We start from the raw sequence: 24,636 nt of genomic DNA on the forward strand, positions 1-24,636 counted from the left end.
TGAAAGAACTTCAGCTCCGCCTCCCCGCCCCCGACGAAGGCCTCATGCAAAGGGCTGGAATCCCACGCTTTCCAGCCCTGGCACGCCCCCTGCTCTAGGTGGGTGCACGGGAGGGAGAGACACCCATGGAAAACATGACGATGAAGAGCGAGTCCCCTGTCAGCCGCGACAACGACGGTTGGATTGTCAGGGTGAAGGTCGGCGGACGCATCCAGGAGGTGCGCTGCACGTCGGAGAACCAGGCGCGCTACTTCGCGGCCGTGCTGTCCTTCAACAACGCGGTCCCCCCCTCGCGCATCCGCAACTAGCGCGAGAGGAGGAGGTGGAAACGCCCGGCGCTAGTCATCGCCGGGCGATGCACTCAGGTGTTGCGCCGGGCGATGTCCGTCGACAGCACGTTGGCGAAGGACACCCAGCCCAGATAGGGCGCCATGAACCACGGCGCCTTGCGGTCCACGCTGCTGGCGGCGGCGGTGTACGCCGCGATGCTGCCCAGCAGCGCCCAGTTCTCCACCGCCGCGGCCTTCAGCTGGCGCTTGCGGAAGAACAGGTGGGACCACGCGGCGTTGAGCCCCAACTGCACGAACCACAGGCCCAGCGCGCGCGAGCGCCGCGCGCCCGCCGGTGAGCCCCAGATGCGCCAGCCGGAGACGGCGATGAGGCCATAGAGCGCCGTCCATACGGGCGCGAAGGCCTGGCGCGGCGGCTGATAAGGCGGCTTCTTCAGGCGCTTGTACCAGCCCTGCTGGACGGCCTCGCGCGTGCTCTTCGCGTTGAGGAAGACCGCGCCCGCGGTGAGGGCACCGAAGGCGCCCAGCGCCACCATGGACTCACGGTTGAGCGTGGCGTTGTGTTCCAGGCCCTCGGAGCCTCCCAGCTCACTGAGCTGCATGTCATCCCTCCAGACGTAGGAAAGCCGTTGTGCGAAGCCACAAGCTGGGGCTTCACACAACGGCCTGCCACCCTTGCCTGCCTGCCCGGTCGCCTCAGGGCTGCGCGGGCAATCCCGCGGACTCCATCGGGGCGCGGGCCTCCGTGGCCAGCCCCGCCGCGAGCCAGCCCTTCACCAGCGCCAGGTGCTCGGCCTCGGCGTCCAGCGCCAGCTGGAAGCGGTCCGCCAGCGAGTCATGGCCCAGGCCGCGCGCCAGCTCGATGAGCAGCTCCCAGCTCGCGTTGTCCGTCAGCTCCGCCACCAGCAGCGCCTGCACGGCCTGGCGCAGGTTGGTGCGCGCGTCGGAGATGGCCGCGGGCACGCCCATGGAGATGACCGACGTGAGGTTCGCGGACGGCGTCACCGCCGTGGGGTCCGCGCCCATCTTCTCCATGGCCTCCACCAGCAGGGCGAAGTGGCCCAGCTCGTCGTCCATGATCTTCGTCAGCAGCTCACGTGACGGGCCCCCTTCCCAGCTGCCGAAGACATCCAGCTTGGAGAGCGCGCCCTCGTAGAGCCGGACGCCGGAGCGCTCGAAGGCGAGCCGTTCCCCCAGCTTGTCGATGAACACGGTGGGCTTGCCGCCCTTGAGCATGTCCACCGCGGTCTTCGCCATGCCCTTCAAACTGGAAGGCGGCGGCACGCGGCCCAGGCCGTCACCGGACTCGCGCATGTACTGCTTGCGCACGTCCGCGATGGCCTGCGCGTCGCCCAGGCTGCTGGGCTGCGCGCGCTCCGCCTCCGCGATGATGTCCTTGCTGTCCACGGGCGACGTCTTGATGCCGGTGCGGTTCATGCCCACGTCGGCGATGGTGTCCTTGCTCATTGCAGCCTCCTCCCCTCCAGCACCGAGCCCATGCGCTCCGCCTTCGCGGCGAGCTCCGTGCCGGGCCTCCATTTGTATCCAGCCGCCGCCGTCTCCGAGGGCGACCCTTCCGAGTTCATCTGCGCCTGGTACAGCAGCGTGCGGTGGTCCGGCGGCAGCTGCGACTTGTCCACGTACTCGGTGCCGTCGGAGCGCATGTCCACCTCCTGCGAGAGGACCTTGCGCACGAACTCACGGTGCTCCTTGAACGCGATGGGCTCCGGCAGCTCGCGGGGCAGCACCTCCGCGGGGTCGCGGCGCTCCAGGTTCTTGAACAGCTCCATCACGTAGTGGAGGTGGCCCAGCTCGTAGTCCACGAACCGCTGCCACACCTCCTTGATGCGCGGGTTCGACTCGTACGCGAGGCACGAGTAGTAGTTGTAGACCTCCATGGCCTCGTGGAGCATCCACTGCTCCAGCATGGACTCGTCCGGGTCGATGAGCGAACCGTACTGGGTGACGTGCTGCTCCTCGATGGAGGCGATCTCCGCGTAGAGCTGGCGCGCGACGGGGTCCGTGAACGTGGGGCCCACGGTCATGTAGTAGTCGTGCGTCTGGAACTCGGACGCGGTGATGGTCAGCGCGTGCAGCTTGGACAGCGGGGCCGCCGTCTTCGCGTCGTACGGGCGGCGCAGGTCATCCAGCGGATGGCGGTGCTCCACGACGGTGGGGCGGCCCGGGATGATGTCCGTATAGGACTGGGTGATGTTGTTGGGGTCCTGCCCCTCCAGCCGGTCGTAGAGCGCGGAGTAGCGGTACAGGTGGTCGAAGTCCTCCAGCATCCCGAACCGGTACGTCTGCGCCAGATAGGGGTCGGGCTCGTGGATGGCCACGCTGGCCGTCACCTCGATGGCGAGCTGCTCGAAGCCCAGGGTGGTCTCGATGACCTTCTGGTCCGGAGGGGTGAGCCAGTTGACCAGCGTCTGCTGGTGGTGCTCGGCGCGGCGCACCAGCGCCAGGTGCGGGCGCAGGTCCCGGCTGCGGCGCGCGAAGATGTGCTTCATGCGCAGCGCGTCCGCCTCGATGCCGTTCATCAGGATGACGCGCGTCCGGGTGAAGGCGTCGTCGTCCAGCTTGCTGTAGGGCCGCCGCACCAGGTCCTTCCAGGTGAAGGATTGGCGCTCGACGGGAGTGCCTTTTTCTTTGAAGAGGTCCAAGGCCACGAGGTGACTCCTTCTGGGCGGGGACAGGGCGTTGAAACGAGGGCGGTGGACACCACCCCCTCGGGTCCCGATGTCCTGAAGGTCCGGTGGCCATCCACCAACGGCAACAGACGTGCAGGCGCCGGTCGGCGGACGCGAGGGGCTGCGACGGCTCGCCGGGTCCCCTGCTTCGCGGGCCTCTCCGGCCTCTCTTGGATGAAGGTCCAATACCCGCGGTGCGCGCGCGTGCCCGTGGGACTTGTCCCGGGGTAGCGTGACGGCACCGACCTCCCGGGGAGGGGCCGTGGCGGGTGAGACGTGGAAGACCATCCAGGAGCGCTGGCGCCATCACCGGCTCCAGATGATCGGCATCGCGCTGGTGGCCGCGCTCATCGCGTGGGCGTGCGAGCGGACAGGGGTCCTGGAGAGCACGGAGCACATCGCCTACGACGAGGCCCTGGTGCGGTACACGGGGGGCCGGGAGAAGTCCCAGCAGGTGGTCGTGGTGGCCATCGACCAGTCCACCCTCGACCGCATCAGCCAGGACCCGCAGCTGCAGCTCAACTTCGGCAACTGGCCGTACACGCGCACGCTGTGGGCGCGCATCGCGCAGGAGATGAAGGCCGCGGGCGCCAGGGCCGTGCTGTTCGACGCGGTGATGGACGAGCGGACGGCCGACGAGTCCGCCGACCTGGGCTTCGCGCAGGTGCTGCGTGAGACGGGCCTCCCCTTCTACGTGGGCATGGCGAGCAGCGGCACCGCGAAGCCGCTGGCGCGCGCGGACTTCACGGCCCCCGTGCCGCTGAAGGCCCCCGAGCCCGCGCCCACTCCCGAGCCGCCGGGCGATACCTTCCCCGAGGAGTTCGAGGACGCCGCCGCCCCCGCCACACCCGTGCTGACGGACCAGGCCCTGGCGCGGGCGCTCGCCTTCCCCGCGCGCTGGACGGATGGGAAGGCGTTGCCCCGGCTCGGGGACACGCCATCGCGGAAGGCATCGCCTCCCCGCTACCCGGTGCCTCCGACGCCCGCGCTGGTGGGCGCGGTGAACGGGGTGGGACTGGTGGATATGGAGGCGGACGGGGACGGCTCCATCCGCCGCACGGCCTTCGCGTACACGGACGGCACCAACACCTACGTGACGCTGCCGGTGCGCATGATGGCGGACCTGCTGGGCGCGAAGGAGGTCACGCTCTCCGGCCGCACCCTCCGCCTGGGCGAGCGCACCTGGCGCGTGAACGACGACGGCAGCGCCGCGCTGGACTACGGCGGTCCGCTGGAAGAGCGCTTCAAGACGGTGCTCCTCTTCGACGTGCTGGACGACTGGATCCGCCGTTCCAAGGGTCGAGAGCCGGGCCTGGCCGCGGACACGTTCCGGGACAAGGTCGTCGTCATCGGCGGCACGGCGGTGGGGCTCAACGACATCAAGGCCACGCCCTTCTCCCCCATGCAGCCCGGGCTGGTGAAGCAGGCCACGGTGGTGGACACGCTGCTGTCGGGCGCGTTCATCACCCGCGCACCGGAGGGCGTGGACCTGGGCCTGACGTTCCTCGTGGCGCTGGTGTCCGCGGTGCTGCTGATGACGGCGCGCTGGACGATGCTGGAGGTGGTCTGGCCGCTGGCGCTGGTGCAGGGGCTGTTCGTGCTCACGGGCCTGCTGCTCAAGACCACGCACACGCACGTGCTGATGGCGATGCCCGCGCTGGCGGGCGTGGGCGCCAGCGTGGGGGCGCTGGCGTTCAACCACCTGGTGGCCAACCGCGAGACGCAGTTCATCCGGCAGGCGTTCCACCGCTTCATGGAGCCGAAGCTGGTGGAGCAGATGATCCGCTCGCGGCAACTGCCGCGCCTGGATGGAGAGAACAAGGAGATCACCGCGTTCTTCAGCGACATCCGCGGCTTCTCCACCTTCAGCGAGCGCTTCAAGGAGGACCCGCGCCAGTTGGTGCGCATCCTCAACACGTACCTCACAGCGGTGAGCGGGGCGCTCTTGCGCGAGGGCGGGTGCCTGGACAAGTACATCGGCGACGCGGTGGTGTGCCTCTTCGGCGCGCCCATGGCCCAGGAGGACCACGCCGTGCGCGCGTGCCGGGGCGCGCTGGCGGCGAAGGCGGCCGTGGAGGCGCTGCGCGTGGACTTCCGCGAGAAGGGCTTCCCGGACGTGTACACGCGCATCGGCGTGAACAGCGCGGTGAACTTCGTGGGCAACTTCGGCAGCGACCAGCTCTTCAGCTACACGGCCATTGGCGACGGCATGAACCTGGCCGCGCGCCTGGAGGGCGCGAACAAGGCCTACGGCTCCGTCATCATGATTGGCCCGCGCACGTATGAGCTGGCGCGCGAGCACATCGAAGTGCGCGAGCTGGACCGGGTGCGGGTGGCGGGCAAGACGGAGGCCGTCACGGTGTATGAGCTGCTGGCGCTCAGGGGGCAGCTGGACGCGTCCACCCGTCAGACGGTGGCGCGCTACCACCAGGCCCTGGGGCTGTACCGCGAGGCGCGCTTCGCGGAAGCCGCGGCGGTGCTGGAGGCGGAGGCCGCGCGGTCGCCGGAGGACGGGCCCACGGGCAAGCTGCTGGAGCGCTGCCGCGAGTATCTGGAGTCACTCCCGGAGAATTTCGATGGCGTCGCGAATCTGGAGAAGTGACGGCGTATCAGGGTTGGGGAGCACGACGATGAGACGATGGACCTGGGGCATCCTGCTGCTGTCGCTGGGAGTGCCGGTGACGGCCGCGTGGGCGGTGAAGAAGGACGAGAAGCTCTACGTGAAGGCGCGCAACACGCGCGTGCTCAAGAGCGCGGTGCCCACGGCGGACGTGGTGGCGGTGCTCCAGCCCGGGCAGCAGGTGACGTGGAAGGGCGCGGACCCGAAGAATGCCCAGTGGCACCAGGTGACGGAGCCCGGCGGCAAGCCCGGCTACGTGTTCCAGACGAACCTGTCCACGAAGCCGCCCAACATGGAGCTGGTGTCCAAGGACGGCAAGACGCGCACCATCGACCCGGCTGCCTTCGTGTCCAGCGGCGCGGCGGTGAAGGCGCTGAGCCCGGGCGCGGAGAAGTACGGCAACGACAAGGGCGGCGACTACAAGGCCGCGGTGGCGCAGCTCCAGAAGCTGGAGGGGCTGGCGAAGGCGGTGACGCCCGTGCAGATCGACAAGCACGTGAAGCAGGCCGGGCTGTTCCCGGTGGTGGCGCCCAACACGAAGCTGGGTCCCCAGAAGGGGGGCAGGTGATGCGCTCGCGCGTGGGAGTCCTGGTGGCGGTGGGCCTGGGCCTGACGTCCTGTGCCCAGGTGACGAAGGAGCTGAAGAAGGCGAACCTGGGCAGTGACGTGAACCGGGTGGTGGCCGCGTCGGAGAAGGTGCAGTCCTGCGACAAGCTGAAGGTGGAGCCGGCCATCCAGGAGGAGTACGCGCTGGGCAGCGCGCTGGCCATCCACTGGGCGCAGCAGGGCGGCGGGCTGATGCTGGGCAACCCCGCGGAGGAGGCGCTGAGCACCTACGTCAACACGGTGGGCCGCAACCTGGCGATGCAGTCCCCCCGGCCGGAGCTGGGCTGGACGTTCGGCGTGCTCAAGGACGTGAAGCGCTTCAACGCGCTGTCCGCGCCCGCCGGCTACGTGTTCGTCACACAGGGGCTGCTCCAGGGCGTGGAGAACGAGGCGCAGCTCGCGGGCGTGCTGTCGCATGAGATTGCCCACGTCGTGCTCAAGCACGCGCTGCACCAGTACGTCTCCGTGAAGGTGAAGACCTGCAAGGGCGCGGCGGTGACGGGCGCCGTGATGTCGGCGGTCGCCTCGAAGGTGGTGGGCGCGAGCCGGTCGGACGGCCGCCTGGACCTGGACTCGGACACGGGGCTGATGGGGGAGATGGTCGAAGGGACCGTGGACGTCTTCGGCAAGGGCAACCGCCGCGACGAGGAGCTGGCGGCGGATGCGCTCGCGGTGGAGCTGATGCTGTCCGCGGGCTACGACCCCCGGGAGTTCTCGCGCCTGCTCGACCGGACGTCCGGGGGCGGCGGATTCTGGGAGAACCACCCGAGCAAGAGGGACCGCCAGGAGCAGATTGCCGACCTGCTCGACGCGCGGCGGAAGGACGCGGATCCGCTCGCGCGGCTGGACGTGGCGTCGCTCCAGCGCCCTGCCCTGCCCGCGGCCTTCGCCATCGTGGGGGCCGGGAAGAAGCCCACGGGCATGGCGAAGGACGCGAAGTAGGACGGCGTTTCAGCGCACCGTGGCCTGGCTGAGGGCGCGGTGCACGGACTCCAGGGCCTTGCGCGCCTCCAGCAGCTCGGCGCGCTCGGCGGTGAGGGACGCGACCTGCTGGGCCAGCACGTCGCGTTCGCCCTGGAGCGTCTCCACGGCGCGGCGCAGGGAGGCGGACTCGTCCTTGGCGCCCTCCAGCTCCACGGCGAGGCGCTCCTCCTCCGCGAGGCTGTCGGCCAGGGCCAGCTTGCCCTTGTTCACGACCTGCTCCAGCGCGTCGTGCTCCTTCGCGGCGGCCTGGAGGGCCTGGCGGGACTCCTGGAGGGACAGGAGCGCTTCGTCGCGCTCGCCCTCCAGCGCGGCCAGCTCCCGCTCCAGGTCCGCGAGCAGCTTCACGCGGCCCTCCATCTCCGCGGACAGGCGGCGGGCCTCGTCCATGCGCAGACGGGCTTCCTCGGTGGCCTTCTCCGCCTGACGGCGGGCGACCTCCAGGTCCTGGGTGAGCGTGAGGTTGAGCGCCTTGACCTTGGTGAGCTCCGCCTGGAGGTGGGTGATGCGCTCCACGGCGCGCTGGCCGGCTTCGGCGACGGTGGCGGGCAGCGGCTCCGGGCGCGGGTTCTCGCGCACGGCCTTGAGGCGGGCCTTGAGGCGCTCGCGGCGGGATTCGGAGTCCAGCTCCTCACGGGGAGGCGCGGGCGTCTGCACCTCGACGGGGGCGGGCGCGGCTTCCTGTCGGGCCACCGTCTCGGTGGTGGTGACGGTGGAGGCCTGGACGGCAGCGTACGTCGTCATGGGCTCGGCCTCGGAAGGCATGCGGAGGGCCTGAACGCCCATCCGTCCATCGAACTGTACTCCGGGCGGAGGGCCCGCGAAGGTGGCCGGAGCCGCCCGGGGGGCTTCGGCCTGGGCCATCACCGGAGGCGGCGAGGCGAACGTCACCGGAGCGCTCCGCGTGTCAGCCGGAGCCGAGGCGCGAGGGGCCTCGGCGCGCAGCGCTTCGGTGTGCGTCACGGAGTGGGCCAGGGGCGCCACCCGCGTCGGATCCACGTGCGTGGCGGCTTCCGGCCGTGCCGTCAGCGCGTCCCAGCGCGCGGCGGGCGGCGCGGGCGGCTCCACGTGCGTGGGCGTCGGCTCGGCGCCCAGGGACTCCTGGCTGAAGGCCTCGACGGCGGTCTCCCGCTGCTGCGCGACGTGCGCGGCGGACAGGTTCCACGCGGACGCGGCGACGGCCTCCGCCACCTCCCGGTGCGACACCGGCGGCACGGCGTCCGCGTCCCAGACGGACTCCTCCGGCGCGGGCGCCTGCGCCACGTTCCAGTCCGGCGCGGTCTCCTGCGATTCCGGGTTCTGCCACGGCGCGGACTCCTCCTCGTGCCGGGCCTCCGGGGACACCAGCGCGGACAGCGCGTGGGACACCGGCGAGAAGCTCGGCGCCGTCACCGCGGGCAGGCCCTGCGCGGCCGGGGGCGGTGCGGCGTGCTTCGGCGGAGCGTTCAGCGCGGCCTCCATCGCCTCGGCGGCGGTGGGACGCGGGCCGGCGCGGCGCTCGATGCGGGCGCGCACCTCGGAGGACAGGTCCGGGCCTTCCGCGACGGGCGCGGGCGCTTCCGGCGCGGCGGGCTCCGGGTTCGCGGCGGCGGTCCCCGTGGGGTCGGACGGGTCGAGGGCACCGGTCAGCGCCCCCAGGCGGAGGCGCGGCTTCGCGCGGGACACGTTCTGTTCGAAGGCTTTCTTCATGGGGAAATCTCAGCCGGCTTTCGTCGCGGTGCCGGCCTTCACCGCCGCGGCGTGCGCGGCCACCAGGCGCGGCAGCACGTTGTCCAGCATGGCCTGGATGTCATTGGCCCCCTTGGACGTCGGGTCCGCCACGAACACCGGGCGGCCCTCGCTGGAGGCCTGCGCGAACTTGGTGCACTGCCGGATGATGGTGGGCAGCAGGTACTCGGGGTAGTGCGTCTGGAGCGCCTCCAGCGCCTCCTTCGCCAGCTTGAAGGTGGCGTTGAAGGAGTTCACCACGATGAACACGTGGTCCAGCACGTGGTTCAGGTCCTCCTCCAGGCTCTGCACCGTTTCGAACAGCAGCTTGAGGCCGTGGAAGGACAGGAAGTCCGCGAGCACCGGCACGAACAGGTCGTTCGCGGCCATCAGCGCGTTCAGGTTGAGCAGGCCGAAGGACGGGGGCGCGTCGAAGACGATGAAGTCGTACTGCGCCTCCACGTCCTTGAGCGCGTTGCGCAGCTTGAACTCACGGCCCGCCATGGGCATCAGCGCCAGGTCCACCGTGGACATGCTCAGGTTGGACGGGATGAAGTCCAGGTTGGGCAGGGTGGACTTCTGCACCACCTGCGCGAGCGGCGTCTTGCGGACCAGCACGTCCAGGAGCGTCTTCTCGAAGTCCTCGCCCTCGTAGCCCAGGCACTTGGTGGCATGGCCCTGGCTGTCCAGGTCGATGAGGAGGACGGCGTAGCCCAGCTCCGCCAGGCGCCACGCGTAGGACGTGGAGAGGGACGTCTTGCCGGTGCCGCCCTTGAAGTTGAGGAAGAGCTGTTTGCGCAGGCCCGCGGTGGGGGGGAACTTGTTGAGCGTCGTGCGCAGCTCCCACACGTCATCCGGGCCGTAGGCGTCCTTGCGCAGCTCCGACGGGATGGACTTCGGAGTCACGCCGAGCATCTCGGCTACCTGCTTCGAGCTGTACGTCGGCGCTTCCATGAACGACCCTTCGGATGACGTGTGAGGCCCGGCTGCGGTGCACCTTGCCTCAAGCGGCGAAGTATTTGTGCCCCCTTCGCACGATGGCCCCTCGGGCCACCAGCAGGGCAACGGCCTCCTGGGCCAGCTCCGCCGGGGCGGACAGCCCGGACGTCAGCTCGGCGAGCGAGCGGCCACGGACGGCGACCCGCACCTCCTGCAACATCGCCCCACACAGCGCTTCCACGGGAGACGGGCCGCGCTTGGGAGGAACCGGCGGCGCGGCGGAAGGCGCGGGAGCCCGGGCGGGAGGAGGCGCGCCCATGGCGACCAGCGCGGCCTGCACGGGAGTCCGGCGCGCCGCGGGCTGCGCGGGCGCGGGCGGCACCGGGGCCACGGGGCGCGACGGAGGTGCGGAAGGGCCTGAAGCGAAGGACACGTGCCCGCCGTTCGCGACGCGGGCAGGAGCGGGAGGAGCCCCGTGCATCACGGCCGGCGCGGAACGGGCCGCGCCCACCGTGGCGACCGCGAGCACGGGGGCGGCCATCGGAGCAGCGGTCCACTGCGAGGTGTTCACGGCGACGTCCGCGAGCGACACCGGCACCGCGTGCGCGGGAATCGAAGGGATGGGCGGCTGCGCGGCGACCGGGACGTTCACCTGCTGAGCGTCGTGCGCGATGACCTGGGCGCCCACCTGCTGCGCAACCGTCGCGCCCTGCGCCGCCACGGGCTGCACCTGAGCCATGGCCGCGTGCTGCACGGTGGCCACCGGCTGCGCGGCATTCACGGCCACGGGCTGCACGCCGGCCACGGACTGCGCACCATGCACCGCCACGGGCTGCGCGCCAGCCACGGCCTGCGCGCCCTGCCCCACTGCCTGCGCCACCTCCGTGGCCACGGGCGCCACACGCACGGGCTCCACGGGCTTTGCTTCCAGCGTCGCGCGAACAGGCTTCACGGGGAGCGTCGCCAGCCGGCGGATCTCCCGGCGCCGGTGCGCATCATCCAGCGCGACCACCGCGGACACGTCGTGGCCCAGGATGCGCGACAGGCTCTGCGCCGCCGCCTTGCGCACGCGCGCCTCGCTGTCGTCCAGCGCGCCCAAGAGCAGCGTCCGCGCGTTCTCGCCCCGGCCCGCGCCCAGCGCAAGCGCCGCCAGCGCTCGGACCTCCGGATCCGTGTCGTGGATCGCGTCCTCGCCCAGCCGCCGCGCCGTCTCTCCCTCCAACCCCAGGGCCAGCAGCGACGCCCGCCGGCGCACCGACCGGTCCGAGTCCTTCATCGCCTGCGCCAGGTGCGGCGCCGCGTCCTTCGGCGCCAGCACCAGCAGCGCCTTCAACGCCGCGATGCGCACCTCCGGCACCGGCGAAGACAGGAGCGGCGACACCACCGACGCGCCCTCCTCCCGGCACAGCCCCGCGAATGCCTGCACCAGCGCCACCTGCGCCGTCGCGTCCGTCTCCGCATGCAGCGCCGCCGCCAGCGCGGGCGCCGCCGCCGGGTGCGCCAGCGCCTTCAGCCGCTCCGCCGCCCGCACCCGCGCCGCCGCGTCCGCCGCCGACAGCTCCCGCACGGAGAACCCGAACAGCGTCTCGTCCGTGGTGCTGCCCGCGTGCCCCGACAGCTCCGCCATCTGCTCCGCGCTCACCCGCAGACGACCCTCGCTGTGCAGCCGCTGCGCCTCGCGCGCCACCGGCGACAGCCCGGACTCCGCCGCGCTCGACGAGGCCGACGGCGCCCGGGGCGGGATGGGCGCGGGAGGACGCTCCGTCCACGGCACGGCCGGCTCCGCGGACTTCAGCGGCACCGCGGGCCCGCTGTACGGCGTGCGCACCGCGGGCACGTCCCCGCGGAGGATCACCTCGCTGCGCAGCTGCGAGATGAACGACGCCAGGTCGAACCCCAGCTCGTCGGCATCGTCGTCCGCCACCGCGCGCGCCTGCCCCGAGGAGTGGATCCGGCTCGCGTCCAGCAGCTTCGCCATCAACTGGTCGCGCTCCAGCCGCAGCGCGTGGTTGACCCGGTTCAGCTCCTCGCGCTCCGTCTGCGCGCGGCCGCTCTTGACCTCCAGCTCGGCCAGCTCCCGGCGCAGGTCCAGCTCGCGCTGGTGCGCCTCCGCCAGGTCTTCCTTGAGGTGCGTCAGCTCGTCGCGCGCGGACGCCAGCTCGCCATGCAACTGCTGCGCACGGGCCTCGAAGTAGACGATCTTTTCGAGTGCGCTCTTGAGCAGCGCGTCCGGACGCTCGTCACTCACGACTGGCTCTGGCCTCCCCGCGAAGGCGCTCGGCGGCGCTCCCCGGTTCGCGACACCGAAGGGACTCCCCGGTTTCCCGACTCGGCGTCGGGGCGGGCACCTTATGTCAGCCCTACGTGCTACGTAAACCACGGAAACACCAGGGGTTTTCCCCCGCCGGGACACGCTGTGATTGACAACGCCGCCCAGGCCGATTTTTCGGCCTCGCGCTCGCGTGCACGCATGCTCCAATGCGCGTCATGGCCCCTTCGCGCATCGAGACGGACGTCACCCGGATGTTGGGCATCCGCTATCCCATCATCGCCGCCCCCATGTTCCTGGTGTCCAACGCTGGGCTGCTGGAGGCCGCCGGACGCGCGGGCGCCATCGGCGCGGTGCCGTCGCTCAACTACCGCACCGCGCAGGCGTACCGGGACTTCCTGGACACGTTCCCGAAGGACGTGCCCTTCGGCGTGAACCTCATCCTCAAGTGGGCCGAGCGCCTGGAGGAGGACGTGGCCGCGACGGTGGAGCGCCAGGTGCCGCTGGTCATCACCAGCCTGGGCGACCCCACGCCCATCGTGGAGCGCGTGCACGCGTACGGCGGCAAGGTGTGGAGCGACGTGATTTCGCTGCGCCACGCGGAGAAGGCCGTGAAGGCCGGCGTGGACGCGCTGGTCGCGGTGGGCAGCGGCGCGGGCGGCCACGCGGGCAACCTGAGCCCCATGGTGCTGGGCCCGTGGCTCAAGGCGGAGCTGGGCGTGCCCGTGGTGCTCGCGGGCGCGCTGTCCACGGGGCGCCACCTGGCCGCGACGCTCGCGCTGGGCATGGATGGCGCGTACGTGGGCACGCGCTTCCTGGCCACGGAAGAGGCCGGCGCCGCGCCCGACTACAAGCAGGCGCTGGTGGACTCCGGGCCCGAGGACCTCGAGTACACGAAGGAGGTGACGGGCGTGCACGGCAACTTCATCAAGAGCGCGCTGGAGCGCTTCCGCGCGGGCCAGGGCAAGGCGTGGAAGGACACGTGGAGCGCGGGCCAGGGCGTGGCCTTCGTGAAGGACGTGCTGCCCGCCGCCACCGTCGTGGAGCGCATGGTGCGCGAGTACTCGGAAGCGCGCGCCGCACTGCCGTCCGAATCCTGAAGCAGCGCTGAAGCAGCACCGGAGCCACTTCGGGTCGCAGCGCCCCGCTTCCGGCCGCCCACCGCCGGAAGCGCGCGGTCTCCCCGGACCCTCGCGAAACCGTCTCCCAGCCCACGAAGCAACCTGGCACGTCGGGCGACCTCGCACGGCCTTCCCGTGACGTCATGGGAGGGGCGGAGGCGTGCCCGCCTACCACCCCGGTTCGACGCGCATCACACGCGCGAAAAAATCACCCGGGAAGCCTTGCGAAACGCGCGCGAGAGAACGGCGGAAACAGCGGATTGTCGCGGGTTTGCGGGCCCTGTCCGCACGCCCGGAGATGTCAGACCCCGCTCGTAATCTGTGTCTCACGAGGTCACGCATAGCAGCGACTTCTTCCCGGTACCTCTCCGTCTGAAAAGCGGGGGGAGAAGCTCCTCTTTCGACAGGTTTTCCACGCCATGGAACAACGACTGGCAACCCTCATTGGAAACGCGGTGCGAGTGGCCCGGCAGCGCCTGGAGCTGACGCAGGCCGATGTCGCCGAGCGCGTCGGCATCGCCACCGAGGTGTACGGGCGGCTGGAGCGCGGGCACATGCTGCCCAGCGTGCGGACGTTGAGGAAGTTGTGCCTGGTGCTCAGCTGCTCGTCGGATGTGCTGCTCGGGTTGAGCGCGACGGCGGCGGTGACCGAGGACGGCGCGCCGCAGCTCGCGGAGGATCCGCCGGAGTACCGCGAGCGTCCGGAAGTGCGCCGCCTGATGCGCACCGTGCGCAAGCTGGACTCCCCGCGCCTGCGCCTGTTGGGGCAGGTCGCGCACGCGCTGGAGCGATGAGGCGCTACTCCGCCGCGGGCTCCGCGTTCGCGTCCACGGCGGCGGGGGGCTCCCGGTGGACAGGGGGGGATGAAGTCCCGGCGACGGGCAGCCGGAGGATGAAGCGCGCACCGCCTTCCGCGCGGTTCTCCGCCTCCAGGGTGCCGCCCGCGCGCGCCACGTAGTCGCGGCAGAGCGCCAGGCCCAGGCCGGTGCCCTTGCCGGGCGGCTTGGTGGTGAAGAAGGGCTCGAAGAGGCGCGGCAGCGCGGCCTCCGGGATGCCCGGCCCGTTGTCCTCCACCTCCACCCGCACGCGGCCGTCGTCCATGCGCGCGCGCAGCGTCACGTGCGCGGGCTTGCTGGAGCGCGAGCCCTCCAGCGCGTCCGCGGCGTTGAGCAGCAGGTTCACCAGCACCTGCACCAGGTGGCGGGCCGTGACGCGCGCGGGGGCCAGCCCCGGCGCCACGTCGCGCTCCACCACGCCCAGACTCCGCAGCCGCACCGAGGCCAGCCGCTGCGCCTCGGCCAGCGTCTCCGCGACGTCGCAGGACTCCGCGCCGTCGGGGGCCTCGCGGGAGAACAGGCGCAGGTCGGTGACGATTTGCTGGATGCGCAGCACGCCCTGCTGCGTCTCCTCCAGCACGCGCCGCACGTCCTCCAGGTCGTCGGGCGCGCCGTGGGCCCATTCCTCCTGGAGGTAGTGCAGGTTCGACTTCACGTACGCGAGCGGGTTGTTCACCTCGTGGGCCACGCCCGCGGCCAATTGCCCCACCACCACCAGCCGCTCCACCTCCGCGCGCTGGCGCTCCACGCGCGCGCGGCGCGACTCGCTCTCCGCCAGCTGGCGCAGGGCCTCCACGCGCTCCAGGTGCGCGGTGCGCTCCGCGGCGCGCAGCTTGCGGAAGGCCTCCGCGCCGTGCGCGGACACCGCGAACACGAAGAGCAGGCTGATGCACTGGCTGACGAACGTCGCCCACGGCACGTGGGACAGCCACGTCATCACCACCACCGCCACCAGCGTGCCGCCGATGGCGAACCACACCGGCAGCCGCTGGCCCGGGACGAAGACGGTGACGAAGAGGGGCACCGTGTAGAAGGCGGGGAACAGCGGGCTGGACAGGCCCCCGGTGAGCTGGATGCACACGGTGAGCGCCGCCAGGCTGACGATGCCGGACGCGATGCCGCTGAACGGAGGCCTCAGCCACCCCGCGCCCACCAGGGCCCCCAGCACGAGGAACGACCCGGCCCACAGCAGGTGCACCGCCAGGAAGTCCGCGCGGAAGCCGCCCAGCACCAGCGGGTGCGCCAGCGAGCCCAGCGCGATGAGCAGCGCGCACAGCCAATACGTGCGCCGCCGGACCCGCTGACGGGCCCGGACATCCGCGTCGTCCCACGCGCTGGCGGCCAGAGGCGTCACTCCGAGCGGGTCCGCCCGTGCACGCCGCGAGGCGCGAAGTACGGCTTCATGTGGATTTCTCCCGGGGACGGCTCAAGCGCCGGGACTTCCCCAACCGCACCGCGTCCCGTCCCCGTTTCTTCGCCTGTCCGCCGCCGGAGGGCAAGATGGGGTCCGGACACACCGCGCGCAGCCGACAGCCGCGGCACTCGGCGCCGCTCCACACCGCGTCAAAGAGGGCGGTCGTCCGGTCGATGGTGTCGAAGTCCTCGGTCACGAAGCCCAGCTCGAAGTTGCGGACGTCATCGCCCTTGGCGCCCAGTCCCGCGCCGGTGAGGTTGGCGCTTCCCAGGTAGACCCAGGCGCCATCCACCACCACCGCCTTGAAGTGCACGCGCGGGCACACCTTCAGTTCCAGCCCCCCCTTCACCAGCCGGGAGCGGGCGTCGAACGCGGCCCGGAACGGCCGGCTGGGCAGCTCCGCGTGCAGGAGCCGCAGCGCCACGCCCCGGGCGGCCAGCCCGTCCAGCACCTCCAGCAGCGGCACGAACGCCCCCTTCGAGCGCTCCACGTACATGGCCTTCACGTTGGCGGTGGCCATCCACACCGACTCGCGCGCGTGGGCCAGCTTGCGCAGCACGACCTCCCGGTACAGCGCGCTCCCCGACAGCAGCTCCGCGTCGATGGGCCTTGTCATGTCACCCAGCGTCGCACACAGGATTACACGACGCCATCCCCCGCCGCCCGGGACCGTCCTGCGGTGGATGCGGCCCCCCGTGGCGACTTGACCGGTGACCGGCGGTCATTTAACTCCGGGTCATGGCGGGAGCACTGGCCGCGAAGCGCGTCGTGGCGCCGCGGGCGCGGCGGGACGAGGACAAGGAAGCGCGGCGGCGGGAGCTGCTGGACGCGGCGCGCGAGCTGTTCGAGGCCACGTCGTTCGCCCAGGTGAAGATGGCGGACGTCGCGGCGCGCACGGGCCTGGCGAAGGGGACGGTGTTCCTCTACTTCCCGACGAAGGAGGCGCTGTTCCTGGCGCTCCTGGACGACCTGCTCACCGCGTGGTTCGCGAAGCTGAACGGCCAGCTGTCCTCCCAGGGCGGCACGTGGACGGGCCACCAGCTGGCGCGCACGTTGGCCGCGTCGCTGGAGGGGGAAGAGACCTTCACGCGGCTCCTGGCGCTGATGCAGACGGTGCTGGAGCAGAACGTGACCGTGGCCCAGACGCAGGCGTTCAAGGAGCGCGTGCTGATGGCCATGGGGACGACGGCGGCGCTGCTCCAGGCGCGGCTGCCCTTCCTCACGCCGGAGACCGCGGGCCAGGTCATCCGCCACGTGCACGCGCTGATGACGGGCCTGCGGCAGATGGCGGACATCGCGCCCGTGGCGCGCGAGGTGCTGACGCTGCCGCACATGGCGCCCCTGCGCGTGGACTTCACCGCCGAGCTGACGGCGGCCATCACCACCCTTCTTCGCGGGCTCGAGCCCCGCTGACCCTTTGCGCATTTCCTGAAACGGAGCTCCGTCATGCTGGAAGCCGTCGCGTCCCTCCTTCCCCAGACCTCGGTTGAAGTGGACCGCATCCGCGCGGTGTTCGAAGCGCAGCGCGCGAACCGCTGGAACCTGTCGCGCAGCACCGCGGCGGAGCGCATCGCGCGGCTGCGCAAGCTGCGCGAGGCCATCATCGCGCGGCGCGAGCAGCTGGCGGAGGCCATCCACCAGGACTTCCGCAAGCCGGCGATGGAGGTGGAGCTGACGGAGATCCATCCGACGCTGGAGGAGCTGAACCACACGGTGAAGCACCTCAAGTCGTGGATGAAGCCCAAGCGCGTGGCGACGCCGCTGACGCTCAAGGGCGCGTCCAGCCACGTGCGCTTCGAGGCGAAGGGCGTGGTGGTCATCCTGTCGCCGTGGAACTACCCGTTCCAGCTCCTGGCGGCGCCGCTCATCGCGGCCATCGCCGCGGGCAACGCGGTGATGCTCAAGCCCAGTGAGAAGACGCCGCACACGTCGCGCTTCCTGGCGAAGCTGGTGCGGGACGTGTACCCGGAGAACGAGGTGGCGGTGTTCGAGGGCGGCGCGGAGGTGGCGGAGGCGCTGCTCCAGCACCCGTTCGACCACTTCTTCTTCACGGGCAACCCGAACATCGGCCGCAAGGTGATGATGGCGGCGACGAAGTTCCTCTCCAGCGTGACGCTGGAATTGGGCGGCAAGTCGCCGGTCATCATTGATGAATCCGCGAACCTGAAGGCGGCGGCGGAGGCGCTGGCGTGGGGCAAGTTCGTCAACGCGGGCCAGACGTGCGTGGCGCCGGACTACATCTACGTGCCGGCGTCGAAGCAGCAGGCCTTCCTGGAGGCCTTCAAGGCGGTGCTGACGCGCTTCTACGGTGAGACGGAGGCCGAGCGTCAGGCGAGCCCGGACTTCGCTCGCGTGGTGGACCCGGCGGCGTGGAGGCGGCTCAAGGAGGTGCTCGACCGCACGGTCGCCGCGGGAGCGAAGGTGGAGGCCGGCGGGACGGCGGACGGACCGTCGCGCTACCTGTCACCCACGGTGTTGTCCGGGGTGACGACGAAGAGCCCCATCATGGAGGGTGAAATCTTCGGGCCGGTGTTGCCGGTGCTGACGTACGAGCGGCGCGAGGAGATCTACGCGCACATCAACGAAGGCGGGAAGCCGCTGGCGCTCTACGTGTTCTCCCAGGACTCGAAGATGGTGGAGGAGGTGCTCCAGCACACGACGTCGGGCGGGGTGGTGGTGAACAACGTGCTCATCCACGTGGCGAACCCGAACCTGCCGTTTGGCGGGGTGGGGATGAGCGGGTTGGGGAACTACCACGGGCACTACGGCTTCAAGACGTTCAGCCACGAGCGGGCCGTGATGGTCCAGTGGATGAAGTCGCTGGCCGCGGTGTTCTTCCCGCCGTATCGCGGAAAGGCCCAGGAATGGGCCTCCCGCGCGACCCGGATGCTGGAGTAGGTCCCGGGGTTGGAGAGAGGAACCGGCATGCGCGTGGTGTCAGTGGAGGAGGCCCTGGTCCCGGGTGACCTGCAGGCGGTGTTCGACCGCCTCCAGGCGCGCCGCTGGGAGCTGGCGAAGACGGGGCCGAAGGAGCGCCTCGCGCGGCTGGAGAAGCTCAAGGCGCTGCTCTTGGAGCGGCGCGAGGAGCTGGCGGACGCGCTGCACGAGGACTTCCACAAGCCGCCCGCGGAGGTGGAGGCGACGGAAATCCTCCCCGTGCTGCTGGAGCTGGCGCACGTGCAGAAGCACCTGAAGGCGTGGATGAAGCCGCGCAAGGTGGGGGCGCCGCTGCTGCTCGCGGGCACGAAGAGCGAGGTGCATCCGGAGCCCAAGGGCGTGGTGCTCATCCTCGCGCCGTGGAACTACCCCTTCCACCTGCTGGTGTCGCCGCTGGTGGCGGCGGTGGCGGCGGGCAACGCCGTCGTGTGCAAGCCCAGTGAGAAGACGCCGGGCACGGCGCGCTTCATCGCCCAGCTGCTGCGGGACGTGTTTCCGCAGGACGAAGTCGCGCTGGTGGAGGGCGGACCGGAGGTGGGCGAGGCGCTGCTGCGGCTGCCCTTCGACCACTTCTTCTTCACGGGCGGGCCGCGCGTGGGCCGCCGCGTGATGGAGGCGGCGGCGCGGCACCTGGCGGGCGTGACGCTGGAGTTGGGCGGCAAGTCACCGGTCATCGTGGATGCGTCCGCGGACGTGGACGCGGCGGCGGAGCGCATCGTCTGGGGGAAGTTCCTCAACGCGGGGCAGACGTGCATCGCGCCGGACCACGTCTGGGTGCACGCGTCGAAGGAGGAGGCGCTGCTGGCGGGGATGAAGGCCGCGCTGGAGCGCTTCTACGGCAAGACGGAGGAGGCGCGGCGGGCGACGCCGGACTTCTGCCGGATGGTGGATGACGGCGCGTTCAAGCGCGTGAGAGGCCTGCTGGACGAATCCGTGACGCAGGGAGCGCGCGTGGTGGCGGGAGGCGGCGTGCACGCGGAGACGCGCTACATCGCGCCCACGGTGCTGGCGGACGTGACGCCGGAGTCGGCGGTGATGGACGAGGAGATCTTCGGGCCGCTGTTGCCGGTGCTGCGCTTCGAGTCACTCGACGAGGTGGTGACGCACGTGCGCGCGGGCGGCAAGCCGCTGGCCATGTATGTCTTCAGCCACGAAGAGGCCACGGTGGAGCGCCTGCTCAAGGAGACGAGCGCGGGCGGCACCGTGGTGAACAACGTGGTGTTGCACAACGTGAACCCGCACCTGCCCTTCGGAGGCATCGGGCAGAGCGGGCTGGGCGCGTATCACGGCGAGGCGGGCTTCAAGGCCTTCAGCCACGAGCGCGCGGTCGTGCGGCAGGGCCGCACGGCCTTCACGAACCTCTTCTTCCCGCCGTACCGGGGCAAGGCCCAGCGCCTGGCCCGGCTCGCGAGCAAGCTGTTCGAATAACCTCCTCGAGCATGAGCTGGAATGCCATCCCCCTGCGCGGTGCCGCGAGCATCTCGAGGGTCGCCAACATCTACGAAGTGCAGGACCTCCGCGCCCCGAGCACCCGGTACAGGATCAAGGTGCTGGAGCGGGCCCTCGGCGACTTTCTCGCGGTGCCGAACCTGTGCGTGAAGACGCGGACCGGAGAACCGGACTGGATTGCGGGGCTCGGCCGGACAGAGCTGGAGGCGCTAGAGGACGCGATAGCGCGCATGGGCGAGGCCCTGGGCGCCGCGGAGCGCCTGACCCCGGACGACTTCGAGTGGAGTGACCCGCACGACTTCTAAAGGGCCGTGGACCGGCAGGACGCGGGGAGACGGGCGTCTCCCCTGCCCTCCGACTCCTGCTAGCTGCGCAGACCCGGGGCTTCGTGGCCCGTGCGTGCGACGTACTCGGTGTAGCCGCCGCCGTACTTGTGGATGCCGTCCGGCGTCAGCTCCAGCACGCGGTTGGAGAGGGCGCCCAGGAAGTGCCGGTCGTGGGACACGAAGAGCATCGTGCCCTCGTAGCGCGACAGCGCGGTGATCAGCATCTCCTTCGTGCCCATGTCCAGGTGGTTCGTGGGCTCGTCCAGCACCAGGAAGTTCGGCGGGTCGTAGAGCATCTGCGCCATCACCAGACGCGCCTTCTCACCACCCGACAGCACCCGGCACTTCTTCTCCACCTCGTCGCCGCTGAAGCCGAAGCAGCCCGCCAGCGCGCGCAGCGAACCCTGGCCCGCGCGGGGGAACGCGTCGGAGAGCTGCTCGAAGACTGTCTTCTCTCCGTCCAGCAGGTCCATGGCGTGCTGCGCGAAGTAGCCCATCTTCACGCTGCCACCCAGCGCCACCGTGCCCTCATCCGGCTGCGTCGTGCCCGTCACCAGCTTGAGCAGCGTGGACTTGCCCGCGCCGTTCACGCCCATCACGCACCAGCGCTCCGCGCGGCGCACCAGGAAGTCCAGACCGTCGTAGATGGTCCGCTTGCCGTAGCCCTTGCAGACGTTCTTCAGGTTCACCACGTCGTCACCGGAGCGCGGCGGCGGCTGGAACTCGAAGAGCACCGTGGAGCGGCGCTTGGGCGGCTCCACCTTTTCAATCTTCTCCAGCTTCTTCACCCGGCTCTGCACCTGCGCGGCGTGCGACGCGCGGGCCTTGAAGCGCTCGATGAACTTGATCTCCTTCGCGAGCATCGCCTGCTGGCGCTCGTACTGCGCCTGCTGCTGCGCCTCGTTCTGCGCGCGCTGGCCCTCGTAGAAGTCGTAGTTGCCCGAGTACGTCGTCAGCGAGCCGCCGTCGATCTCGACCACCTTCGTCACGATGCGGTTCATGAACTCGCGGTCGTGCGACGTCATCAGGAGCGCGCCCTCGTACCCCTTGAGGAAGCCCTCCAGCCAGATGAGCGACTCCAGGTCCAGGTGGTTGGAGGGCTCGTCCAGGAACATGGCGTCCGGGCGCATCAGGAGGATGCGGGCCAGGGCCACGCGCATCTTCCAACCGCCGGACAGCTTGCCCACGTCGCCGTCCATCATCTCCTCGCTGAAGCCCAGGCCCGCGAGGATTTCGCGCGCGCGGCCCTCCAGCGCGTACCCGCCCAGCTCCTCGAAGCGGCCCTGCGCGACGCCGTAGCGCTCGACGAGCTTCTCCATGTTGTCCGCCTGGTCCGGGTCACCCATGGCGGCTTCCAGCTCCTTCATCTCCGCCGCGACGGTGCTCACCGGGCCCGCGCCGTCCATGACCTCGGTCACGGCGCTGCGGCCGTCCATCTCACCGACGTCCTGGCTGAAGTAGCCAATGGTGACGCCACGGTCGATGGAGACCTGTCCCTCGTCCGGGTACTCCTGGCCGGTCATCATCCGGAACAGCGTCGTCTTGCCCGCGCCGTTCGGGCCCACCAGGCCCACCTTTTCGCCCTTGTGGAGCGCGGCCGACGCCTCGATGAAGAGGATCTGCTGACCGTGTTGCTTGCCAATGTTGTCGAGACGGATCATGTGCGTACCGAAAGGGCCCGGGGAATCAGGCGGCGCGCCCTTATGCCACGAGCCGCCCGCCGGAGGGATGCTTCCGAACCCCCATCCACCCCCGTTCCATCCACGCACCCAGGCAGGCAGGCCCCTGTCCGGGATTCCGCCCGGCTTGGAACCACGAGGCTCGGCGCTCCTCAGGCGTCCCGGTGCACGGTGCCCGGGGAGAACGCCGGGGTGCAGATGGCCACGTACTCCGCGCCCTCCTCCTCGGGGGTGCTGTAGCGGACCCACTCGCCGGGCTCGCACACCACGGTCTGGCCGGCGTGCACGTCCATCACCCCGCCCTTGTGCTCCACGCGCAGCATGCCCGCGAGCACCAGGGTGATTTCACGGAACTCGGGCGTCTGACCCGGCTCCTCCCAGCCGCCCGGGCTGCGCATGTGCGCCACGCTGATGTTGGACGTCTTGGAGTTCACCCTGCCGACGTACTCGTCGATGAGCTTCGGCTTGTTGCCCACCGCCGTCACACGGATGGGCTTCGGGATGAGCGTGGGCATGCGAAAGGCTCCAGGCGGACGAAGGGGGAACAGCGCGCATCCCTACCCTACCAGCGCGTGGCGTAGAGTGCCGCCGTGCTGACCGTCGACAACCATCCCCTCCTCGACCTCATCGCCTTCACCTCCTCCTTTCCCGCCCCCCTGGGAGACCTGCCCGCGCCCGACTGGCTGCAGGCCCTGCTGAAGCCGGGCGCCACCGCGCCCCTCCAGAGCGACGACGCCGTGCGGGGCGCCGTGCGCGACCTGCTCCGCCACGGCGGCTACAAGCCCACGGGCCGGGGCAAGCCCGCGTCCGAGTACCTGGTGCGCGCCTCCGGTGACGGCACCCTGGGCACCATCAACGCCGCGGTGGACGCGTGCAATGCCGTGTCGCTGCACAGCGGCCTGCCCATCAGCGTGGTGGACCTGGACAAGGCCCAAGCGCCCTTCCGCGTCTCCACCGCCATCCAGGGCGACCACTACGTCTTCAACGCCTCGGGGCAGACCATCGACCTGGAGGGGCTCCTGTGCCTCTTCGACGCGCAGGGCCCGTGCGCCAACGCGGTGAAGGACGCCCAGCGCACCAAGACGGACGCCACCACGCGCCGCACCCTCACGCTGCTGTGGGGCACGAAGGAATTGAAGGGCCACACCGAGCGCGCCTTCACCTGGTACCGCGAGCTGCTGGAGCGCCTGGGCGCCACCGTCGAGCCCGTGCGCTGACCCGGACTAGCGGGGCTTCAACCCCAGCCCGTCCAGGACGCGCTGGACCACGACGTCCGGCGGGTCGGTCACGTCCACGGTGAACGCGTCCTCGGGCACCTCCAGCGTCTCCAGCTGGCTCCGCAGCAGCGACGCGGGCATGAAGTGTCCCAGGCGCTTCTGGAGCCGCTCGCGGATGAGGGACTCGGACGCGGTCAGGTACACCCAGCGCTCGCGCGCGGCGTCCACGGTGAGCCTGGCGCGGTAGAGCTGCTTGAGGCCGGAGAACGCCAGCACCAGGTCCTCGTGCTGATCCAGCGCCTTCTCCATCCGCGCGCGCAACAGCTCCAGCCACGGCTGCCGGTCCACGTCCGTCAGCGCCGTGCCCGCGGCCATCTTCCGGCGGTTCTCCACCGAGTGCAGGTCGTCCGCGTCCACGAACGTCCACCCCAGCCGGTCCGCGAGCGCCCGGCCCACCGTGGACTTCCCGGTCCCTGAAACGCCCATGACGATGACCACCATGCCGTTGCCGCCTCCCTCGGGCTCGCTCGGTCCCCATGCTGTGGCCTTCCCGCTTCCGGCGCCACGCGAGATGCATGTCCGGTGACACACCGGACATCCCGGGATACCGCGGGGTGAGCGTCCGCTGTCCAACGCCCTCGAGCCCGCGGCCACCATGCCTTCCACTTCGCGGCGGAGGAACCGCTACCCTCCTTCGCATCATGACTTCCGTGGGAGCCCCCCCTGGCCGGACGCTCGTCCGGCTCCTCCTGTGCAGCGGACTGCTGACCCTGGTGACCCTGGCCGCCTGCCGCGACCCCGCCGCCGCGTCCGGTACCGCCCTCTTCGTCACCACCGAGTTCGAGCCCTCGATGGGCCTCACCCGGCTGCGCGTCTCCGGTACGGCGGACGGCTCGGAGGTCCCCACCACGCTCCTGCCGGAGGACTCCAGCCGCGAGCTCCAGAGCGGTGAGACCTTCCGCGTCCTCCTGGACGGCGCCGCCAACGGCACCCAGGCCACCGTCCGCGTGGAGGGCCTGAACGGCGACGCCCTGGTCGCCACGGGCGAGGCCACCGCCAGCGTGCGCGACGGCTACGAGGTGGAGGTCACCGTGCGGCTGACGACCTCCGGCCCCAAGCCGGATGGTGGCACCGACGGCGGCACCGACACCTTCTGCCTGGACTGCCCGGATGGCTGCTGCCGCGAGGGCATCTGCACGGCGCGCACCTTCCGCACCTGCGGCGTGGGCGGCGGCGCGTGTGAAATCTGCGACGCGGACCGCGCCAACACCTGCACCGACCGGGGCACCTGCGGCTGCGGCAACGGCCCGGCCTGTGACATCAACGCCAACCGCTGCGCCGGGGGCAAGTGCGTCTGCGGCCTCTCGAACAACGCGTGCGGCCCGGGCCTGGCGTGCATTGGCGGCTTCTGTCGCTGCGACCCGTCCACCTGCAACGGCTGCTGCGAAGGCAACAGCTGCATCCCCGACACGAACAAGAACCAGTGCGGCAAGGGCGGCGCGGCCTGCAAGAAGTGCGACAAGAAGTGCAACCCGGACGGCACCTGCGACTGACG

Annotated in this window: 23 protein-coding genes; 12 read left to right on the forward strand and 11 right to left on the reverse strand. The window is 70.8% G+C overall.

Features of this window, described 5'->3' with window-relative positions:
- Positions 1-125: 125 nt before the first annotated feature.
- Complete coding sequence (locus tag JYK02_RS19140) at positions 126-308, forward strand: hypothetical protein (RefSeq protein WP_207052972.1); 183 nt, start codon at positions 126-128, stop codon at positions 306-308.
- Positions 309-361: 53 nt separating this feature from the next.
- Here JYK02_RS19140 and JYK02_RS19145 read toward each other — a convergent pair whose 3' ends face one another.
- From JYK02_RS19145 to JYK02_RS19155, 3 genes are all read right to left on the reverse strand, one after another.
- Entirely contained in the window at positions 362-892 is a 531-nt protein-coding gene (locus tag JYK02_RS19145) for a TspO/MBR family protein (protein ID WP_207052973.1), read from the reverse strand.
- 94 nt (positions 893-986) lie between these two features.
- Positions 987-1,757 carry a ferritin-like domain-containing protein gene (locus JYK02_RS19150; RefSeq protein ID WP_207052974.1) on the reverse strand — a complete coding sequence of 257 codons (771 nt, stop codon included), beginning with the start codon at positions 1,755-1,757 and terminating at the stop codon, positions 987-989.
- Positions 1,754-2,959: a hypothetical protein gene (locus tag JYK02_RS19155; protein WP_207052975.1), complete on the reverse strand. Its 1,206-nt coding sequence runs from the start codon at positions 2,957-2,959 to the stop codon at positions 1,754-1,756. Before JYK02_RS19155 ends, JYK02_RS19150 begins: the two co-directional genes overlap by 4 nt.
- Positions 2,960-3,242: 283 nt before the next feature.
- On the opposite strand from JYK02_RS19155, the gene JYK02_RS19160 reads away from it, so the two are divergent.
- Genes JYK02_RS19160 through JYK02_RS19170 form a run of 3 tightly spaced genes read left to right on the forward strand, consistent with a single transcriptional unit; the run spans position 3,243 to position 7,148 of the window.
- Entirely contained in the window at positions 3,243-5,582 is a 2,340-nt protein-coding gene (locus JYK02_RS19160; protein WP_207052976.1) for a CHASE2 domain-containing protein, read from the forward strand.
- A gap of 28 nt (positions 5,583-5,610) precedes the next feature.
- A complete protein-coding gene (locus JYK02_RS19165; protein ID WP_207052977.1) occupies positions 5,611-6,168 on the forward strand; it encodes an SH3 domain-containing protein in 558 nt (185 codons plus the stop codon).
- On the forward strand, positions 6,168-7,148 hold the full coding sequence (locus JYK02_RS19170) for a M48 family metallopeptidase (protein WP_242588807.1): 981 nt from the start codon (positions 6,168-6,170) through the stop codon (positions 7,146-7,148). Before JYK02_RS19165 ends, JYK02_RS19170 begins: the two co-directional genes overlap by 1 nt.
- A gap of 9 nt (positions 7,149-7,157) precedes the next feature.
- Here the strand turns inward: JYK02_RS19170 and JYK02_RS39745 are convergent, their stop codons facing one another.
- From JYK02_RS39745 to JYK02_RS19185, 3 genes are read right to left on the reverse strand one after another with little or no spacing between them, the layout of a single operon-like run.
- Positions 7,158-8,876 (reverse strand): hypothetical protein, encoded by a 1,719-nt coding sequence (locus JYK02_RS39745; RefSeq protein WP_242588808.1) that lies wholly within the window; start codon positions 8,874-8,876, stop codon positions 7,158-7,160.
- Positions 8,877-8,885: 9 nt separating this feature from the next.
- On the reverse strand, positions 8,886-9,848 hold the full coding sequence (locus tag JYK02_RS19180) for a ParA family protein (RefSeq protein ID WP_207052979.1): 963 nt from the start codon (positions 9,846-9,848) through the stop codon (positions 8,886-8,888).
- A 49-nt stretch (positions 9,849-9,897) separates the two neighbouring features.
- A complete protein-coding gene (locus JYK02_RS19185; protein WP_207052980.1) occupies positions 9,898-12,081 on the reverse strand; it encodes a HEAT repeat domain-containing protein in 2,184 nt (727 codons plus the stop codon).
- Between the two features lie 239 nt (positions 12,082-12,320).
- Between JYK02_RS19185 and JYK02_RS19190 the strand changes: the two genes are divergently transcribed.
- Positions 12,321-13,202, forward strand: coding sequence for an NAD(P)H-dependent flavin oxidoreductase (locus JYK02_RS19190; RefSeq protein WP_242588809.1), 882 nt, complete (start codon positions 12,321-12,323; stop codon positions 13,200-13,202).
- A gap of 440 nt (positions 13,203-13,642) precedes the next feature.
- Complete coding sequence (locus tag JYK02_RS19195) at positions 13,643-14,017, forward strand: helix-turn-helix transcriptional regulator (protein ID WP_014393392.1); 375 nt, start codon at positions 13,643-13,645, stop codon at positions 14,015-14,017.
- Positions 14,018-14,021: 4 nt separating this feature from the next.
- Here JYK02_RS19195 and JYK02_RS19200 read toward each other — a convergent pair whose 3' ends face one another.
- A complete protein-coding gene (locus JYK02_RS19200) occupies positions 14,022-15,413 on the reverse strand; it encodes a sensor histidine kinase (protein ID WP_347402525.1) in 1,392 nt (463 codons plus the stop codon).
- Positions 15,414-15,459: 46 nt separating this feature from the next.
- Positions 15,460-16,089, reverse strand: coding sequence for a phospholipase D-like domain-containing protein (locus tag JYK02_RS19205; RefSeq protein ID WP_207052983.1), 630 nt, complete (start codon positions 16,087-16,089; stop codon positions 15,460-15,462).
- A gap of 122 nt (positions 16,090-16,211) precedes the next feature.
- Between JYK02_RS19205 and JYK02_RS19210 the strand changes: the two genes are divergently transcribed.
- From JYK02_RS19210 to JYK02_RS19225, 4 genes are read left to right on the forward strand one after another with little or no spacing between them, the layout of a single operon-like run.
- Positions 16,212-16,886 carry a TetR/AcrR family transcriptional regulator gene (locus JYK02_RS19210; protein WP_207052985.1) on the forward strand — a complete coding sequence of 225 codons (675 nt, stop codon included), beginning with the start codon at positions 16,212-16,214 and terminating at the stop codon, positions 16,884-16,886.
- Between the two features lie 33 nt (positions 16,887-16,919).
- Positions 16,920-18,371 carry an aldehyde dehydrogenase family protein gene (locus JYK02_RS19215; protein WP_207052987.1) on the forward strand — a complete coding sequence of 484 codons (1,452 nt, stop codon included), beginning with the start codon at positions 16,920-16,922 and terminating at the stop codon, positions 18,369-18,371.
- A 27-nt stretch (positions 18,372-18,398) separates the two neighbouring features.
- The gene (locus tag JYK02_RS19220; protein ID WP_207052989.1) at positions 18,399-19,838 is read left to right on the forward strand and encodes an aldehyde dehydrogenase family protein; all 1,440 of its coding nucleotides are present in this window, start codon (positions 18,399-18,401) and stop codon (positions 19,836-19,838) included.
- Positions 19,839-19,849: 11 nt separating this feature from the next.
- Positions 19,850-20,164, forward strand: coding sequence for a hypothetical protein (locus tag JYK02_RS19225; protein WP_207052990.1), 315 nt, complete (start codon positions 19,850-19,852; stop codon positions 20,162-20,164).
- Between the two features lie 59 nt (positions 20,165-20,223).
- Here the strand turns inward: JYK02_RS19225 and JYK02_RS19230 are convergent, their stop codons facing one another.
- Together JYK02_RS19230 and JYK02_RS19235 are read right to left on the reverse strand one after the other, a co-directional pair.
- A complete protein-coding gene (locus JYK02_RS19230; protein ID WP_207052992.1) occupies positions 20,224-21,846 on the reverse strand; it encodes an ABC-F family ATP-binding cassette domain-containing protein in 1,623 nt (540 codons plus the stop codon).
- A 170-nt stretch (positions 21,847-22,016) separates the two neighbouring features.
- Entirely contained in the window at positions 22,017-22,379 is a 363-nt protein-coding gene (locus JYK02_RS19235) for a cupin domain-containing protein (RefSeq protein ID WP_207052994.1), read from the reverse strand.
- A 75-nt stretch (positions 22,380-22,454) separates the two neighbouring features.
- On the opposite strand from JYK02_RS19235, the gene JYK02_RS19240 reads away from it, so the two are divergent.
- Positions 22,455-23,081 carry a phenylalanine--tRNA ligase beta subunit-related protein gene (locus tag JYK02_RS19240; protein ID WP_207052996.1) on the forward strand — a complete coding sequence of 209 codons (627 nt, stop codon included), beginning with the start codon at positions 22,455-22,457 and terminating at the stop codon, positions 23,079-23,081.
- Positions 23,082-23,087: 6 nt separating this feature from the next.
- Here JYK02_RS19240 and JYK02_RS19245 read toward each other — a convergent pair whose 3' ends face one another.
- Positions 23,088-23,582: a gluconokinase gene (locus JYK02_RS19245; RefSeq protein WP_207052998.1), complete on the reverse strand. Its 495-nt coding sequence runs from the start codon at positions 23,580-23,582 to the stop codon at positions 23,088-23,090.
- A 209-nt stretch (positions 23,583-23,791) separates the two neighbouring features.
- Here JYK02_RS19245 and JYK02_RS19250 point away from each other — a divergent pair, with 209 nt between their 5' ends.
- On the forward strand, positions 23,792-24,634 hold the full coding sequence (locus JYK02_RS19250) for a hypothetical protein (protein ID WP_347402526.1): 843 nt from the start codon (positions 23,792-23,794) through the stop codon (positions 24,632-24,634).
- Positions 24,635-24,636 lie beyond the last annotated feature (2 nt).

Source organism: Corallococcus macrosporus (assembly GCF_017302985.1).
GTDB classification, from domain to species: Bacteria; Myxococcota; Myxococcia; order Myxococcales; family Myxococcaceae; genus Corallococcus; species Corallococcus macrosporus_A.

Coding starts and splice junctions, on each gene's coding strand:
- JYK02_RS19140 (WP_207052972.1), top strand. CDS start 126: ATGGAAAACATGACGATGAAGAGCGAGTCCCCTGTCAGCCGCGACAAC.
- JYK02_RS19145 (WP_207052973.1), bottom strand. CDS start 892: ATGCAGCTCAGTGAGCTGGGAGGCTCCGAGGGCCTGGAACACAACGCC.
- JYK02_RS19150 (WP_207052974.1), bottom strand. CDS start 1,757: ATGAGCAAGGACACCATCGCCGACGTGGGCATGAACCGCACCGGCATC.
- JYK02_RS19165 (WP_207052977.1), top strand. CDS start 5,611: ATGAGACGATGGACCTGGGGCATCCTGCTGCTGTCGCTGGGAGTGCCG.
- JYK02_RS19170 (WP_242588807.1), top strand. CDS start 6,168: ATGCGCTCGCGCGTGGGAGTCCTGGTGGCGGTGGGCCTGGGCCTGACG.
- JYK02_RS39745 (WP_242588808.1), bottom strand. CDS start 8,876: ATGAAGAAAGCCTTCGAACAGAACGTGTCCCGCGCGAAGCCGCGCCTC.
- JYK02_RS19180 (WP_207052979.1), bottom strand. CDS start 9,848: ATGGAAGCGCCGACGTACAGCTCGAAGCAGGTAGCCGAGATGCTCGGC.
- JYK02_RS19190 (WP_242588809.1), top strand. CDS start 12,321: ATGGCCCCTTCGCGCATCGAGACGGACGTCACCCGGATGTTGGGCATC.
- JYK02_RS19195 (WP_014393392.1), top strand. CDS start 13,643: ATGGAACAACGACTGGCAACCCTCATTGGAAACGCGGTGCGAGTGGCC.
- JYK02_RS19205 (WP_207052983.1), bottom strand. CDS start 16,089: ATGACAAGGCCCATCGACGCGGAGCTGCTGTCGGGGAGCGCGCTGTAC.
- JYK02_RS19210 (WP_207052985.1), top strand. CDS start 16,212: ATGGCGGGAGCACTGGCCGCGAAGCGCGTCGTGGCGCCGCGGGCGCGG.
- JYK02_RS19215 (WP_207052987.1), top strand. CDS start 16,920: ATGCTGGAAGCCGTCGCGTCCCTCCTTCCCCAGACCTCGGTTGAAGTG.
- JYK02_RS19220 (WP_207052989.1), top strand. CDS start 18,399: ATGCGCGTGGTGTCAGTGGAGGAGGCCCTGGTCCCGGGTGACCTGCAG.
- JYK02_RS19225 (WP_207052990.1), top strand. CDS start 19,850: ATGAGCTGGAATGCCATCCCCCTGCGCGGTGCCGCGAGCATCTCGAGG.
- JYK02_RS19230 (WP_207052992.1), bottom strand. CDS start 21,846: ATGATCCGTCTCGACAACATTGGCAAGCAACACGGTCAGCAGATCCTC.
- JYK02_RS19235 (WP_207052994.1), bottom strand. CDS start 22,379: ATGCCCACGCTCATCCCGAAGCCCATCCGTGTGACGGCGGTGGGCAAC.
- JYK02_RS19245 (WP_207052998.1), bottom strand. CDS start 23,582: ATGGTGGTCATCGTCATGGGCGTTTCAGGGACCGGGAAGTCCACGGTG.